Here is a 14,236-nt window from a genome sequence, read left to right as displayed (position 1 = left end):
GTCCCGGACAAGCGTAAGCGCAGATCCGGGACGACGGCGGAGTGTGGAGCGCTAGCGGAGCTGAATCACTCCGCCGCGGTCACCGGGGCCTTGGCGCCCTGGCCGTAACGCTGGTCGATATAGTCGATCACCAGCGCCTTGAAGTCGGCGGAGATCGTGGGCCCACGCAGCGTGCGGAACTTCTTGCCGTCGACGAAGACCGGCGCGGCCGGCGCTTCGCCGGTGCCGGGCAGGGAGATACCGATATTGGCGTGCTTGGACTCGCCCGGGCCGTTGACGATGCAGCCCATCACCGCGACGTTGAGTTCCTCGACGCCGGGATATTTCGTCTTCCAGCCCGGCATCTCATCGCGGATGAAATCCTGGATCGAGCGCGCCAGCTCCTGGAACGTGGTCGAGGTGGTGCGGCCGCAGCCGGGGCAGGCCGCAACCAGCGGCACGAAGGTGCGGAAGCCCATGGTCTGCAGGAGCTCCTGGCCGACCTGCACCTCGCGGGTGCGGTCGCCGCCGGGCTCCGGCGTCAGCGAGATGCGGATGGTATCGCCGATGCCCTGCTGCAGCAGGATGCCGAGCGCGGCCGAGGACGCCACGATGCCCTTGGTGCCCATGCCGGCCTCGGTCAGGCCGAGATGGATGGCGTAGTCGGAACGGCTGGCGAGATCCTGATAGACCGCGATGAGATCCTGCACCGCCGAGACCTTTGCGGAGAGGATGATGCGATCCTTGGGCATGCCGAGCTCTTCGGCGCGCGCGGCCGAGAGCAGCGCCGACTGCACCATCGCCTCGCGCGTCACCGCGCGCACGTCGCGCGGATTGGCGGACGCGGCGTTCTCGTCCATCAGCTTGGTCAGCAGCTCCTGGTCGAGCGAGCCCCAATTGGCGCCGATGCGCACCGGCTTGCTGTTCTTGTTCGCGATCTCGATGATGTCGGCGAACTGGGTGTCGCGCTTGTCCTTGAAGCCGACATTGCCGGGATTGATGCGGTACTTGGCGAGCGCCTCGGCGCAGGCCGGATAGGCCGCGAGCAGCTTGTGGCCGATATAGTGGAAGTCGCCGATCAAGGGCGTGGTGATGCCACGCTTGAGAAGGCCGTCGCGGATATGCGGAACGGCTGCGGCAGCCTCCTCGCGGTCCACGGTGATGCGGACCATTTCGGAGCCGGCGCGCGCGAGCGCTGCGACCTGGGCAATGGTGCCGTCGATGTCGGCGGTGTCGGTGTTGGTCATCGACTGCACGACGATCGGCGCACCGCCGCCGACGGCGACATCGCCGACCTTGACCTGGGTGGTGCGATGGCGCGGCGCAGGGCCCGCGACGTCGGAATCGATGGTGTTTTCGAGCTTGTTCATGAGGTCCAAATATCAGGTTTTGGTGACGTTCAGCAATGCATCACGCGGCGCCACAGCCTCTCGGCTCGGACGGTTAACCAGAAAAAGCCCAGCAATTACAAGGAGGGCAGCAGCCCCGAAAGCCAGACTCAGGTGATCGTGCATGATGAAATAGCTACCCGCCACGCCAAACAAAGGGGTGATGAACGTAAAGGCCGACAATTTGCTGGCCGAATAGGCCTTCACCAGCGCGAACCAAAGCGTGAACGTGGTTCCCACCACCCAGATCGCCTGGAAAGCCATCAAGGCGAACGACAGCGGCGACGGGGTGTGGGTGATGGACTCGCCGGACAGCAGGGCAGCCGCGCCCAGGATCGGGATCGAGGTCGCGACCTGATAGCCGAGCGCCTTCTCCGGCGCGGCGACGCGCAGCCGGGTGCCCTTGGCGACCAGCGTGGTCGCGGCCCAGAGCGAGGCACCGGCGACAATCATGAGGTCCCCGAGCAGAATGTGTGAATCGACATTGGCCTGCGGCACGCCGATCGCGAGCGCCACCCCGGCAAAGCTGATCGCCAACCCGAGCCATTGCGTGCTGCCGAGACGCTCGCCGAGCACCTGGTAGGAGCCGAGCGCAACAAAGAACGGTGCGGTGTAGAGGAACACGACCGCGCGGGAGGCCGAGGTCAAGCGCAGGCCCTGGAAGATCAGCACGAACTCGATGCCGAACATCAGCCCGGCGATCAGGCCAGGCTTCCACGTGCCGTCACGCTCGAAGAATTTGACGCCGCGCAGGCTGCCGATGATGAACAGCACCGGCAGCGCACCGATCGAGCGGATCATCGCCTGCAGCATCGGCGGAATGTCCGGCAGCACCAGCTTCACCGCGATCTGGTTGAAGGCCCAGGTCAGGCACAGCATGAGCATGAGGGCGATGGCGCCGGCACTGAGGGGGCGCGCGGCGGACGGGTTGGATTGAGGTGAGGACATATCTTCCTGGAATCCGGCTTTGCGCCGTTGTTGCTTCAAGACGTTTTCTGACAATGGGTGCAGACGCCCGTGATCTCGACCACGGACAGCTTTGGCGCGAAGCCTGACGCGCGCGCCGCGGCGTTGAGCTCCCTGGCAAATGACCCTGACGGGATCTCGCCGACGAGACCGCAGCGCTCGCAGATCAGGAACGCGACCGCCGAGGTCGCGTCATGGTCGTGGGCGGCGCAGGCGAGATAGGCGTTGCGGCTCTCGATGCGGTGCACGAGGCCGTTCGCCATCAAAAATTCGAGAGCACGGTAGACCGTGATCGGCGCCGGTCGTGCCATCGATTTGGCGAGCTCGTCGATCACCTCATAGGCCCCAAGCGGGCGATGGCTGGAAAGCAGCGCGCCCAGCACCTGACGGCGTATCGGCGTGAATTTCTGTGCCCGCTGCTCGCAAACGGCTTCCGCATGCGCCAGCGCGTCCGCGGTGCAGCGGCCGTGATCGTGGTCGGGCGTCGGAAAGGCCGGTTTTGCGAGGGTCATTCGGCCCGCCTTCTAGCATTTCGGCCGCGGAACCCAAAGCACGACCGACGCCGCGGCGGCCAGCCATGCTTTTATTGCGGGACAGCATCGCTTTCCTCCGCCATGAAATAATCATAAGCTTGCTTATTATATTCAAGCTTATTGGAGACCAAGCTCATGACCCGCGGGTCTGTCGACCAGAACTTCCTGTTCACGCTCGGCGAGCTCTACCGCCTCTTGCGCGTCTATGCCGACAAGGAGGCCTCGCGCTTCGGCATCACCCGCGCGCAATGGGCCGTGCTGGCCAAGGTCGAGCGCAGCGAGGGCATGAAGCAGTCGGAACTCGCCGAACTCCTGGAGATGCAGCCGATCACGCTGACGCGGCTGATCGACAAGCTCTGCGACAGCGACTGGATCGAGCGCCGCAACGACGCCTCGGACCGCCGCGTCAAGCGCCTCTATCTGAAGAAGGCCGGCCGCACCCTGCTCGGCAAGATGAGCGGCCTGAAATCGGAACTCACGGCGAACGCGCTCGACGGCATCAGCCCCGCGGACGCTCACCGTCTCCTCACCCAACTCGAAACCATCAAGGAAAACGTGCGTGCCGCGATCCAGACGTCCGGAGCGGAACAAGCGCGTAAGGAGCAGCGCTATGGCTGATCAGGTTCTCAAATTCCAGCCCGAGCAGAAGATCGACAGCGGTAAGCCGACCAAGAAGGCCGGCACCAACCCGCGCCGTCGCCTGGTCGCAGGCCTCCGCCGCTATCGCCGCTTCCTGCTGATGGTGGTGCTGCCGATCGTGGCTGTTATCGCCGGCCTGACCTTCTATCTCAATGGCGGCCGCTATGTCGGCACCGATGATGCCTATGTCGGCGCGCAGAAGGTGCTGGTGACGCCCGACATTTCCGGCAAGATCGAGAAGGTCGTCGTGAAAGAGGGCCAACTCGTCAAGCAGGGCGACGTGTTGTTCGAGATCGATCCGGTGCCGTTCCGCCTCGCGGTGGACGAGGCCAGGGCGCAGGTCATGCAGGCGCAGTCGACCTATGACAACCTCCGCGCCAACATCAAGATCTACGGCGATATGCTCAACCTCGCGCAGCAGGGCGTCGACCTGAAGCAGCGCGACGTCGAGCGCAAGCAGGCGCTGGTCAAGAACAGCTTTGGCTCGCAGCTCGACCTCGACAACGCCTCGAACGCGCTGGTCACGTCGGGCTCGATCGCGCAATACGTCAAGCAGCAGATATCGACCGCCAAGACCCAACTGCTCGGCGACGCCGATTTGCCGCTGGAGAAATTCCCGCCTTACGCGCAGGCCAAATCCAAGCTCGACAATGCCGAGCGCAATCTCGACCACGCCGTGGTGCGGGCGCCGATGGGCGGCGTGGCGACGCAGGTGGAGCAGATCCAGCTCGGCCGCTACGTCTCCGCCGGCATGGCGGTGTTCTCCATCATCGACGTCGCCCATCCCTGGGTCGACGCCAATCCGAAGGAGAGCGACCTCACCCACGTCACCGAAGGCCAGCCGGTCACCCTCGAGGTCGACGCGTTCCCGAACCACGTCTTCAAGGGCAAGATCGGCTCGCTCTCGCCCGGCACCGGCGCGCAATTCGCGATCCTGCCGCCGCAGAATGCCACCGGCAACTTCGTCAAGGTGGTGCAGCGCGTGCCGGTCCGGATCTATTTCGACGCGAGCGACAACTACGTGAAGAAGCTGAAGGCCGGCATGAGCGTCTATGCCACCATCGACACCGGCCACCAGCGCTCGCTCGCCGGCCTGCTCGGCCTGTCGGCGACCGCGAGCCAAGATAAAGACAAGGACTGACCCTATGGCGGAGTCCAATCCCGCCCTGATGGTCCCCGGCCTGCGCCGGAACATGGTGACGATCTGCGCCATGACCGCGACCATCATGCAGGCGCTGGACACCACGATCGCCAACGTCGCCCTGCCCTACATGCAGGGCACGCTGTCGGCGTCCCAGGACCAGATCAACTGGGTGCTGACCTCCTACATCGTCGCCGCTGCGATCATGACGGCGCCGGTCGGCTGGATCTCCAACCGCTTCGGCCGCAAGCGCATCTTCATCATCTGCGCCGCCGGCTTCACCTTCGCCTCCGTGCTGTGCGGCCTCGCGCAGGACATCAACCAGATGGTGCTGTTCCGCCTGCTGCAAGGCGTGTTCGGCGCAGCCCTGGTGCCGCTGTCGCAGTCGGTGATGCTCGACTATTACACGCTCCAGGAACGCGCCAAGGCGATGTCGATCTGGGGCATGGGCGTGATGATGGGGCCGATCATGGGCCCGTCGCTCGGCGCCTGGCTGACCGAGACCTATTCCTGGCACTGGGTGTTCTTCGTCAATCTGCCGTTCGGCGCAATCACCGTGCTCGGGCTCGCCGTTTTCATGGACGAGACCGAGAAGAACCTCAGCCTCAAATTCGACTGGTTCGGCTTCGGCGCGCTGGCGATCGGGATCGGCGCACTTCAACTTGCACTCGATCGCGGCGAGCAGCTCGACTGGTTCGAATCGGTCGAGATTGTGTCCGAGTTCGTGATCTCGGGCATTGCCTTCTATTATTTCTTCGCCCACTCGTTCACGACCTCGCGCCCGTTCATCCAATTCGCGCTATTCAAGGACCGCAACTTCCTCACCGGCTGCATCTTCATGACGGTGATGGGGCTGGTGCTGTACTCGACCATGGCGCTGGCCTCGCCCTATCTGCAAAACGTCATCGGCTATCCCATCATCACCGCCGGCGGCCTTTTGGCGAGCCGCGGCTTCGGCACCTTCTTCGCGATGATGATGGTCGGCCGCATCATGCGCTACATCGAGGCGCGCACGCTGATTATCTCCGGCCTGACGCTGACCGCGGCCTCACTGTTCCAGATGACCGGATGGACCGACCAGACCCAAGTGCCGGAGATCGTCATCGTCAGCGTGATCCAGGGCTTCGGCTTCGGCCTCGTCTTCGTGCCGCTTTCGACGGTCGCGTTCCTGACGCTGCCAAACAGCTTGCGCACCGACGGCACCTCGATGCTGACGCTCTTGCGCAACGTCGCAAGCTCGGTCGGCATCTCCATCGTGATCGCCCAGCTGACCCAGGGCACGCGCAAGACCTACGCGATCCTGTCCGAGCACATCAACCCGTTCAACCACGCGCTCCAGATGCCCGACGTGAGCGGCATGATCAATCTCTCCACCGACTCCGGCCGCGCCATGGCCGACCGGATCGTCGGCCTCCAGGCGCAGATCATCGCCTTTGCGCGCGACTATCAGCTCGTGATGTTCTTCATCCTCTGCACCATTCCGCTCGCATTCATGATCGGCTCGAGCAAAGCCGCGCTGCGCAAGCAGGCGTCGGGACCGGAACATGCGGTGATGGAGTAGCAACAGGTGTCATGCGCCGGCTTGACCGGGGCATCCAGTACGCCGCGGCTTCTCCGTATCCCACCAACGTCTCTGGAATACTGGGTCGCCCGGTCAACCCGGGCGACGACAGCGAATCAGTAGCGCGAGCCTCTACAACAACTCCTCGCACCCCAGATCCTCGACCGCCATCATCACCCGCTCCAGATTGTTCCACCAGATCACCGGCGGGATGTTGATGGCCCATTGCCAGACCGGCTTGGTGATGTGCCAGAGCACCGACAGGCGGTAGTCACGATCGAGCGTGCCGCGCGTGTACCCCGTGATGCCGCTTGTGAGCAACGTCTCGTGATACAGATTGAGCAGTGAGCGTTCGAGCCCCTGCCGGCGTTCCGGATACCAATGAACCGCCATCATGTAAGCGAGGTCGTTGGTCGGTACGTTGATCCCCCACAGGTCGAAATCGAAGATGCGCACGGTATCGGCAACGCCAGTGCGCGGCAGGAAAAAATTCCAGGTGTGGGCATCGCCATGGGTGACGCTGAGATGACGGCGTGAATGGTAGCGCTCGGATAGCCGGGCCGACTGGTCGATCAGGCGGCGATAGAGAATACGTCGTTCTTCACTAAGGCGATCGCCAAGCAGATCGGCGAAACGGTCGTAATGGCCGGCAAAAGTCTCGATGTGGTGTGCGCTGTCTTCAGTGCTCGCCCAGCTGCCGACGGTGTCACCAAGGCTCGGATGGTCCCACCAGGCCGCATGCCAACGCGCGAGCGTGGAAACGATCGCGAATGTTTGCTCACGCGACGGCGGCAACGGCCATTGGGTTGCGATCTCATGGCTATCGGCGAGATCTTCGAGCAGGAGATGCCAGGTCTGGCCCTCCTCGTCGAAACGTCTGTCGAAACAGCGCGGCACCAACCCCGGCGGCGTGTTCGGTGCCAGCATCGTATAGAAGGCCACCTCGTGCCGACCGCCATCGGCGAGCGTCTTGGCAAAATCGGCATGCGACGTCTTGAGGATCAGTGATTGCGGTGCACCGGCTGATTCGCCGACATAGCGCAGGCCGAGCCGGGCGATGTGCGACACGACGGTGTCGCGCTCATGCAGCACCTTCACCTCGCGCACGGCGCCGGCGTCCAGCGCGCCGGCCTTGCGCAGTGCAGCGGTCAGGTAGCTGGGCTCAGCGACCGCCGGCAGTTGCGTGGATGTCATGAAGCGCCCCCCGGTGCATGCAGCCATACTGCATGATCACTCGGGGAAGCGCCAGCCGCATCGGCCGCCTGACGCGGCGGCCCGGCCTCACACGTCGAAGAACACCGTCTCGTTGTCGCCCTGCAGGCGCAGGTCGAGGCGATAGACCGGCTTGCCGGCCTCACGCACCGCGATCAGCGTGACGCGGCGGTCGGCCGGCACCAATGCCAGCACGGGATCGGCGGCGTTGCCGGCCTCGTCGCTGAAATAGATGCGGGTATAGAGATGCCGCAGCATGCCGCGCGCGAACACCGCCAGAACGATGTGCGGCGCCTGCGGCTTGCCGTCGGGATCGGGCACGACGCCCGGCTTGATGGTGTCGAAGGAGTAATTGCCGTCCTTGTCGGTGCCGCAGCGGGCGAAGCCGCGGAAGCTGGCGTTCGGCAATGCGCGCTTGTCCTGCGGATCGGCAAAGCGGCCCTGTGCATCGGCCTGCCAGATCTCCAGCATGGCATCCGGCACGACGACACCGTCGCCGTCAAACACCTGGCCCTCGATGCGGACACGGTCACCGGTGACATCGGGCGTCAGCGTCGAATTGGTGAACGCGTCGTTCCAGGCGTAGTCGCCGGTCGGCGTCAGGCCGTATTTGAAGAACGGGCCGACCGTTTGCGATGGCGTGATCCCATTGGGCTTCGCAGAATCCTGCACGTTAGTGGGTCTCCATGGGGGTGGCATCCTTGCCGCGCAGCACGATGTCGAAGCGATAGCACAGCGCCCATTCCGGCTTGGTATTCTCCAGGTCGAACGACGAGACCATGCGCATCCGCGCCTTCTCGTCCGGCACCGAGTTGAAGATCGGATCGAACGGGAACAGCGGGTCACCCGGGAAATACATCTGCGTCACCAGGCGGGTGACGAAGGAATGGCCGAACACCGACAGATGGATATGGGCGGGACGCCAAGCGTTGTGGTGATTGCCCCAGGGATAGGCGCCCGGCTTGATGCTCACGAAGCGGTAATAGCCAGCGGCATCGCTCACGGTGCGGCCCGCGCCGGTGAAGTTGGGATCGAGCGGCGCAGGATGCTGATCGCGGACATGGACGTAGCGGCCGCAGGCATTGGCCTGCCAGATCTCGACCAGCGAGTTCGGGACGCCGCGACCGTCCTCGTCGCGGACATGGCCGTGCACGATGATGCGCTCGCCGAGCGGCTCGCCCTTGTGCTGGGTGGTGAGGTCGTTGTCGCCGTCGCGCACTGTCTCGTGGCCGTAGACCGGGCCGGTCAGTTCCGACAGCGTGTGGCGCATCGGGATCAAGGGCTTGCTCGGCGCGCGCTTGATCGAGCTCTTGTATTCGGGCGACAGCGGCAGCGGATGCGCCTTGTTGCTGTCGACGGGATAGATGAATGTCATTGGCGAACTCCTCCCCGGCCATTTTAGTTCAGCCGGTCAACGCTTATGCCAATCATTATAGAATATAACTAATCTAGGGAAGCGGGTTTAGCGGCCTCCCGCCAAACCGACATCATCCGTCACGAGGCCTTACTTGATCGGCGCCCGCGGCAGCACGGCCTCCCCGGCCTCGAGCCGATAGGTGTGGTCGAGCGCATACCATGGCGTCGCAACGTCAGGCGCGGCCGGATGCGGCGTGTCGTGGCGCACGAACTTGCCGATCAGCGCTTGTGTCACGCCGAACTGCACGTCGCTGTCGATATGGGGGTCGTTGGGATCGTAGACCTGCGAGATCAGCACCTTGAATCCCGGCTTGAAGATCAGGGCGTGCAGATGCGCGGGGCGATAAGGGTGCCGGCTTTGCGCCTTCAGTAGTCGGCCGACGACACCGTCGGTCGGAATGGGATAGCCGACCATCATCACCGAGCGAAAGGCGAAGCGCCCGTCGACATCGGTCGTGAACTTGCCGCGCAGATTCATGTCGGCCTGCTCGGAATCCTGGTTCTCATAGAGCCCGACCGGCGAGGCGTGCCAGACATCGACCTCGGCGCCGGCGACGGGGCGGCCGTCCTTGTCGACGACACGGCCGTTGACGAACAACGGCGCACCAGGCGTTTCGGAGCGGACGATCGATCCGCCATTCTCCACCCGCGGCGAGTTCAGCCGCCAGAAAGGTCCGAGCAGCGACTGGTCAGTTTCGGTGTTGCCCTGATCGCCGTTGTTGAGCAGGCAGACCAGCGGCGAGACGCCGAGCGAGCCCGCCATCAGCACGACTTCGTTATGCGTATCGGTGGTCAGCTTGCCGAGTTCGGCGATGACTGCGGTGGCGTCGCGGAATTCCTTCTCGGTCAGGCGCACGTCACGGACGAAGCCGTGCAGGTGCTTGACCAGCGAGACCATGATCTGCCGCACCCGCGGATCGGACGTCCGCTCCATCACCGCCAGTGCGGCGGCCGTGACGTCCTGCTCGCGCTCGATGATCATGGCATGATCCTTTCACCTTGCGTCATGGCCGGGCTTGTCCCGGCCATCCACGACCTTCTTCTCGCGGCACCAAGAACGTGGATGCCCGGGACAAGCCCGGGCATGACGACTGTGGCCCCGGCCCCGGGATGACGTCAGTTCAGCTTCTCGATCGCAACGGCAACACCCTGGCCGACGCCGACGCACATGGTGGCCAGCGCAAGCTTGCCGCCGCGCTTCTCCATGCCGTGGACGGCGGTGAGCGCGAGGCGCGCGCCGCTCATGCCCAGCGGATGGCCGAGCGCGATGGCGCCGCCATGCGGATTGACGAAATCGGCATCGTCGGCGACGCCGAGCTGGCGCATGCAGGCGATGCCCTGCGAGGCGAAAGCTTCGTTGAGCTCGATCAGGTCGAAGTCGGTGATCTTCTTGCCCAGACGCTCCATCAGCTTGCGGGTCGCGGGCACGGGGCCGATGCCCATGATGCGCGGCGGCACGCCGGCCGAGGCGAGGCCGAGAATGCGGGCGCGCGGCGTGAGGCCATGCTTCTTCACGGCAGCTTCCGAGGCCAGGATCAGCGCGGCCGCGCCGTCGTTGACGCCCGACGCATTGCCGGCCGTCACCGTGCCGGGATTGCGCACGATCGGCTTCAGCTTGGCGAGACCTTCCAGCGTGGTCTCGGGACGCGGATGCTCGTCCTTGTCGACGGTAACAGGCCCAGCCTTGCCGCCGGGAATGGTGATCGGGATGATCTCTTCGGCGAAATAGCCGGCTGCGATCGCCTGACCGGCGCGCTGCTGCGAGCGGATGGCGAAGGCATCCTGGTCGGCGCGCGAGACCTGGAATTCCTCGGCGACGTTCTCGCCGGTCTCCGGCATCGCATCGACGCCATACTGCGCCTTGAGCAGCGGATTGATGAAGCGCCAGCCGATCGTGGTGTCGAAGATCTCGGCCGAGCGCGAGAAAGCTTCCTGCGCCTTGCCCATCACGAACGGCGCGCGGGTCATGGATTCCACGCCGCCGGCGATCGCAAGCTCGATCTCGCCGGAGCGGATGGCGCGGCCCGCCGCACCGACAGCATCGAGGCCGGAGGCGCAAAGCCGGTTCAGGGTCTGGCCGGGAACCGAGTCCGGGAGTCCCGCGAGCAGCAGCGCCATGCGCGCGACGTTGCGGTTGTCCTCGCCGGCCTGGTTGGCGCAGCCGAAGAAGACTTCGTCGACCTGCGCCCAATCGAGATTGGGGTGCTTGGCCATCAGCGCCTTGATCGGGGCCGCCGCGAGGTCGTCGGCGCGCACCTTGGCAAGCGCGCCGCCGAAACGGCCGATCGGGGTCCGCACGGCATCGCAGATAAAGACGTCACGCATCGTTGTTCTCCCTGAATGCCGCGGTTCGGCCAGAATTCTTCAATGACGGCGGAGTTTTAGGAGGGCGCCCGCGGCAGGTCAATTGACGGTTTCGCGTGCGATTTGCAGGGGCCTGCCACCCGCCACGCATGCCGCAGTGCGGACAACGTGGAAAACCTCACCTCTCCGGCCAAACCGGTAGGATGCTCGGGTGAAATTTTGTAGGTTGTACCGCTCATGACGATGCAACAGCCCATCCCCGCGCCAGAACCTGAATTCACGCCCGCGCCGCAGGCGGACGCCGCCGCGCGCGTCACGCCGATGATGGAACAGTACCTGGAGATCAAGGCGGCGCATCAGGGCCTGCTGCTGTTCTACCGGATGGGCGATTTCTACGAGCTGTTCTTCGAGGATGCCGAGATCGCCTCGAAGACGCTCGGCATCGTGCTGACCAAGCGTGGCAAGCATCAGGGCAACGACATCCCGATGTGCGGCGTGCCGGTCGAGCGCTCCGAGGATTATCTGCATCGCCTGATCAGCGCCGGCCACCGGGTTGCCGTGTGCGAGCAGACCGAGGATCCCGCCGCTGCGAAAGCGCGCGGCAACAAGAGCGTCGTGCGCCGCGGCGTTGTCCGGCTGGTCACGCCGGGCACGCTGACCGAGGACACGCTGCTCGATGCGCGCGCCAACAGCTATCTGCTGGCGATAGCGCGAGCGCGCTCGTCGGCCGGCGGCGACCGCTTTGGCCTCGCCTGGATCGATATCTCGACCGCCGAATTCACTGTCACGGAATGCTCTAGCGGGGAGCTCGCCGCGACGCTGGCGCGCATCAACCCGAACGAGGCCATCGTCACCGACGCGCTCTATAGCGACAACGAGCTCGGCCAAACCTTGCGCGAGCTGCCGGCGCTAACGCCGGTGACCCGCGACGTCTTCGACGGCGCCACCGCCGAAAAGCGCCTCTGCGACTATTTCGCCGTCGCGACCATGGACGGGCTGGCGCAACTGACGCGGCTGGAGGCCACGGCTGCTGCCGCCGCCGTCACCTATGTCGATCGCACCCAGGTCGGCAAGCACCCGCCGCTGTCGCCGCCCGCACGCGAAGCCTCGGGCGCGACCATGGCGATCGATCCGGCGACGCGCGCCAATCTCGAACTGACGCGGACGCTCGCGGGCGAACGCCGCGGCTCGCTGCTCGATGCGATCGACTGCACGGTGACCTCGGCCGGCTCGCGCCTGCTGGCGCAGCGGCTCGCAGCACCCTTGACCGATGCGCCGGCGATCGCGCGGCGGCTCGATGCCGTCAGCGCCTTCGTCGCGGATTCGGCCACGCGCGAGGACATCCGCAGCATCCTGCGCGGCGCGCCCGACATGTCGCGCGCGCTCGCCCGTCTCTCGGTCGGCCGCGGCGGGCCGCGCGACCTTGCTGGCTTACGCGACGGAATCATCGCCGCCGACCAGGTTCTGGCGCGGCTTTCCGAGCTCGACCAGCCGCCGCAGGAGATCGCCGCCGTGATGGCGGCGCTGAGGCGGCCCTCGCGCGAGCTCGCGGCCGAATTTGCCCGTGCGCTCGACGAGCAGCTGCCGCTGATCAAGCGCGATGGCGGCTTCGTTCGTGCCGGTTACGAGCCGGCCCTTGATGAAGCGCGCAACCTGCGCGACGCCTCCCGCCTCGTGGTCGCCGCGATGCAGGCCCGCTACGCCGACAACACTGGCGTCAAGGGCCTCAAGATCCGCCACAACAACGTGCTCGGCTATTTCGTCGAGGTCACCGCGCAGCACGGCGACAAGCTGATGTCGGCGCCACTGAACGCGACCTTCATCCATCGCCAGACGCTGGCGGGCCAGGTGCGCTTCACGACGTCCGAGCTTGGCGAGATCGAAGCCAAGATCGCCAATGCCGGTGACCGCGCGCTCGGGCTCGAGCTCGAAATCTTCGAGCGGCTCTGCGCGAGGGCGATCGAGATCAGCGACGATCTGCGCGCTGCGGCGCAAGGCTTTGCGCTGCTCGACGTTGCGACGTCGCTCGCCAAGCTCGCGGTCGATGAAAACTATGTGCGGCCCGAGGTCGATGGCTCGCTCGGCTTCGCCATCGAGGCCGGCCGCCATCCCGTGGTCGAGCAGGCCTTGAAGCGCAATGGCGAGCCGTTCATCGCCAATGCCTGCGACCTCTCGCCTGGCCCAGCGCAAAAATCCGGCCAGCTCTGGTTGCTCACCGGTCCGAACATGGCGGGTAAATCGACCTTCCTGCGCCAGAACGCATTGATTGCGCTGCTGGCGCAGATCGGCAGCTTCGTGCCGGCCGCACGCGCGCGGATCGGCATCATCGACCGGCTGTTCTCGCGCGTCGGCGCCGCCGACGATCTCGCGCGGGGCCGCTCCACCTTCATGGTCGAGATGGTCGAGACGGCTGCGATCCTCAACCAGGCCGGCGAGCGCGCGCTGGTGATCCTCGACGAGATCGGCCGCGGCACCGCCACCTTCGACGGCCTCTCCATTGCCTGGGCCGCGATCGAGCATCTGCACGAAAGCAACCGCTGCCGCACGCTGTTCGCGACGCACTATCACGAGCTGACCGCACTCTCGGCCAAGCTGCCGCGCATGTTCAACGCGACGGTGCGGGTGAAGGAGTGGCAGGGCAACGTCGTGTTCCTGCATGAGGTGCTGCCGGGCTCGGCCGATCGCTCCTACGGCATCCAGGTGGCAAAGCTCGCAGGCCTGCCGCCGGCCGTGATCACGCGCGCGAAATCGGTGCTGGCAAAGTTAGAGGCGCAAGACCGCGGCCAAACGGCGCGCGCCCTCGCCGACGATCTGCCGCTGTTCGCGGTGCCCTCGCGCGCCGCCGCGGAAGCCGCGCCGCCGACCGAGGCCGAGCTATTGATGGACGCGGTCAAGGCGCTGCACCCCGACGAGATGTCCCCGCGCGAGGCGCTGGACGCGCTGTATGCGCTGAAGGCCAAGCTGCCGAAGCAATGAAAGGTCTCGTAGGGTGGGCAAAGCGCAGAGGCTGGGCAAGAATCTCGCGGTTACGCTGCGATGCTGAAGCGGAAGCGGATGATCGCTGGTTTTTGGCCTAATTTGGCTGAGAGGCCTCTGA

At 65.3% G+C, this 14,236-nt stretch carries 12 protein-coding genes; 4 read left to right on the top strand and 8 right to left on the bottom strand.

Annotated elements, in window-relative coordinates; all coding sequences use genetic code 11:
* Window positions 1–65: 65 nt before the first annotated feature.
* Genes ispG through ABIC09_RS35055 form a run of 3 tightly spaced genes read right to left on the bottom strand, consistent with a single transcriptional unit; the run spans window position 66 to window position 2,845 of the window.
* Window positions 66–1,349 carry a flavodoxin-dependent (E)-4-hydroxy-3-methylbut-2-enyl-diphosphate synthase gene (ispG, locus tag ABIC09_RS35065; protein ID WP_354031405.1) on the bottom strand — a complete coding sequence of 428 codons (1,284 nt, stop codon included), beginning with the start codon at window positions 1,347–1,349 and terminating at the stop codon, window positions 66–68.
* A gap of 12 nt (window positions 1,350–1,361) precedes the next feature.
* Complete coding sequence (locus tag ABIC09_RS35060) at window positions 1,362–2,315, bottom strand: DMT family transporter (protein ID WP_354112108.1); 954 nt, start codon at window positions 2,313–2,315, stop codon at window positions 1,362–1,364.
* A gap of 35 nt (window positions 2,316–2,350) precedes the next feature.
* Window positions 2,351–2,845: a Fur family transcriptional regulator gene (locus tag ABIC09_RS35055; protein WP_148754325.1), complete on the bottom strand. Its 495-nt coding sequence runs from the start codon at window positions 2,843–2,845 to the stop codon at window positions 2,351–2,353.
* Between the two features lie 156 nt (window positions 2,846–3,001).
* On the opposite strand from ABIC09_RS35055, the gene ABIC09_RS35050 reads away from it, so the two are divergent.
* From ABIC09_RS35050 to ABIC09_RS35040, 3 genes are read left to right on the top strand one after another with little or no spacing between them, the layout of a single operon-like run.
* Window positions 3,002–3,484 carry a MarR family winged helix-turn-helix transcriptional regulator gene (locus ABIC09_RS35050; RefSeq protein WP_354112107.1) on the top strand — a complete coding sequence of 161 codons (483 nt, stop codon included), beginning with the start codon at window positions 3,002–3,004 and terminating at the stop codon, window positions 3,482–3,484.
* Window positions 3,477–4,646: an HlyD family secretion protein gene (locus tag ABIC09_RS35045; protein ID WP_354112106.1), complete on the top strand. Its 1,170-nt coding sequence runs from the start codon at window positions 3,477–3,479 to the stop codon at window positions 4,644–4,646. The genes ABIC09_RS35050 and ABIC09_RS35045 overlap by 8 nt, the downstream gene beginning before the upstream one ends.
* A gap of 4 nt (window positions 4,647–4,650) precedes the next feature.
* A complete protein-coding gene (locus ABIC09_RS35040) occupies window positions 4,651–6,207 on the top strand; it encodes an MDR family MFS transporter (RefSeq protein ID WP_354112105.1) in 1,557 nt (518 codons plus the stop codon).
* A 132-nt stretch (window positions 6,208–6,339) separates the two neighbouring features.
* On the opposite strand, the gene ABIC09_RS35035 is transcribed toward ABIC09_RS35040, so the two are convergent.
* From ABIC09_RS35035 to pcaF, 5 genes are all read right to left on the bottom strand, one after another.
* Entirely contained in the window at window positions 6,340–7,401 is a 1,062-nt protein-coding gene (locus ABIC09_RS35035; RefSeq protein WP_354112104.1) for a phosphotransferase, read from the bottom strand.
* 87 nt (window positions 7,402–7,488) lie between these two features.
* A complete protein-coding gene (gene pcaG, locus ABIC09_RS35030) occupies window positions 7,489–8,091 on the bottom strand; it encodes a protocatechuate 3,4-dioxygenase subunit alpha (protein WP_354112103.1) in 603 nt (200 codons plus the stop codon).
* A gap of 1 nt (window position 8,092) precedes the next feature.
* Complete coding sequence (gene pcaH, locus ABIC09_RS35025) at window positions 8,093–8,794, bottom strand: protocatechuate 3,4-dioxygenase subunit beta (RefSeq protein ID WP_354112102.1); 702 nt, start codon at window positions 8,792–8,794, stop codon at window positions 8,093–8,095.
* Window positions 8,795–8,923: 129 nt separating this feature from the next.
* Window positions 8,924–9,817 carry a dioxygenase family protein gene (locus tag ABIC09_RS35020; protein ID WP_354112101.1) on the bottom strand — a complete coding sequence of 298 codons (894 nt, stop codon included), beginning with the start codon at window positions 9,815–9,817 and terminating at the stop codon, window positions 8,924–8,926.
* Between the two features lie 134 nt (window positions 9,818–9,951).
* Window positions 9,952–11,160, bottom strand: coding sequence for a 3-oxoadipyl-CoA thiolase (gene pcaF, locus ABIC09_RS35015; RefSeq protein ID WP_148754316.1), 1,209 nt, complete (start codon window positions 11,158–11,160; stop codon window positions 9,952–9,954).
* A gap of 216 nt (window positions 11,161–11,376) precedes the next feature.
* On the opposite strand from pcaF, the gene mutS reads away from it, so the two are divergent.
* Window positions 11,377–14,115, top strand: a complete 2,739-nt coding sequence (mutS, locus tag ABIC09_RS35010; RefSeq protein ID WP_354085169.1) for a DNA mismatch repair protein MutS — start codon at window positions 11,377–11,379, stop codon at window positions 14,113–14,115.
* The last annotated feature ends 121 nt before the right edge of the window (window positions 14,116–14,236 follow it).

The sequence above is a fragment of the Bradyrhizobium sp. S3.12.5 genome, from assembly GCF_040548225.1.
Taxonomy (GTDB): domain Bacteria; phylum Pseudomonadota; class Alphaproteobacteria; order Rhizobiales; family Xanthobacteraceae; genus Bradyrhizobium; species Bradyrhizobium cytisi.
Note: the sequence above shows the minus strand (reverse complement) of the source record. Positions and strands in the feature narration are given on the sequence as shown.

Excerpts from the sequence above, each read along its gene's own strand:
- ABIC09_RS35050 (WP_354112107.1), top strand. The coding sequence starts at position 3,002 with ATGACCCGCGGGTCTGTCGACCAGAACTTCCTGTTCACGCTCGGCGAG.
- ABIC09_RS35045 (WP_354112106.1), top strand. The coding sequence starts at position 3,477 with ATGGCTGATCAGGTTCTCAAATTCCAGCCCGAGCAGAAGATCGACAGC.
- ABIC09_RS35020 (WP_354112101.1), bottom strand. The coding sequence starts at position 9,817 with ATGATCATCGAGCGCGAGCAGGACGTCACGGCCGCCGCACTGGCGGTG.
- ABIC09_RS35040 (WP_354112105.1), top strand. The coding sequence starts at position 4,651 with ATGGCGGAGTCCAATCCCGCCCTGATGGTCCCCGGCCTGCGCCGGAAC.
- mutS (WP_354085169.1), top strand. The coding sequence starts at position 11,377 with ATGACGATGCAACAGCCCATCCCCGCGCCAGAACCTGAATTCACGCCC.
- pcaF (WP_148754316.1), bottom strand. The coding sequence starts at position 11,160 with ATGCGTGACGTCTTTATCTGCGATGCCGTGCGGACCCCGATCGGCCGT.
- ispG (WP_354031405.1), bottom strand. The coding sequence starts at position 1,349 with ATGAACAAGCTCGAAAACACCATCGATTCCGACGTCGCGGGCCCTGCG.
- ABIC09_RS35060 (WP_354112108.1), bottom strand. The coding sequence starts at position 2,315 with ATGTCCTCACCTCAATCCAACCCGTCCGCCGCGCGCCCCCTCAGTGCC.
- pcaH (WP_354112102.1), bottom strand. The coding sequence starts at position 8,794 with ATGACATTCATCTATCCCGTCGACAGCAACAAGGCGCATCCGCTGCCG.
- ABIC09_RS35035 (WP_354112104.1), bottom strand. The coding sequence starts at position 7,401 with ATGACATCCACGCAACTGCCGGCGGTCGCTGAGCCCAGCTACCTGACC.
- ABIC09_RS35055 (WP_148754325.1), bottom strand. The coding sequence starts at position 2,845 with ATGACCCTCGCAAAACCGGCCTTTCCGACGCCCGACCACGATCACGGC.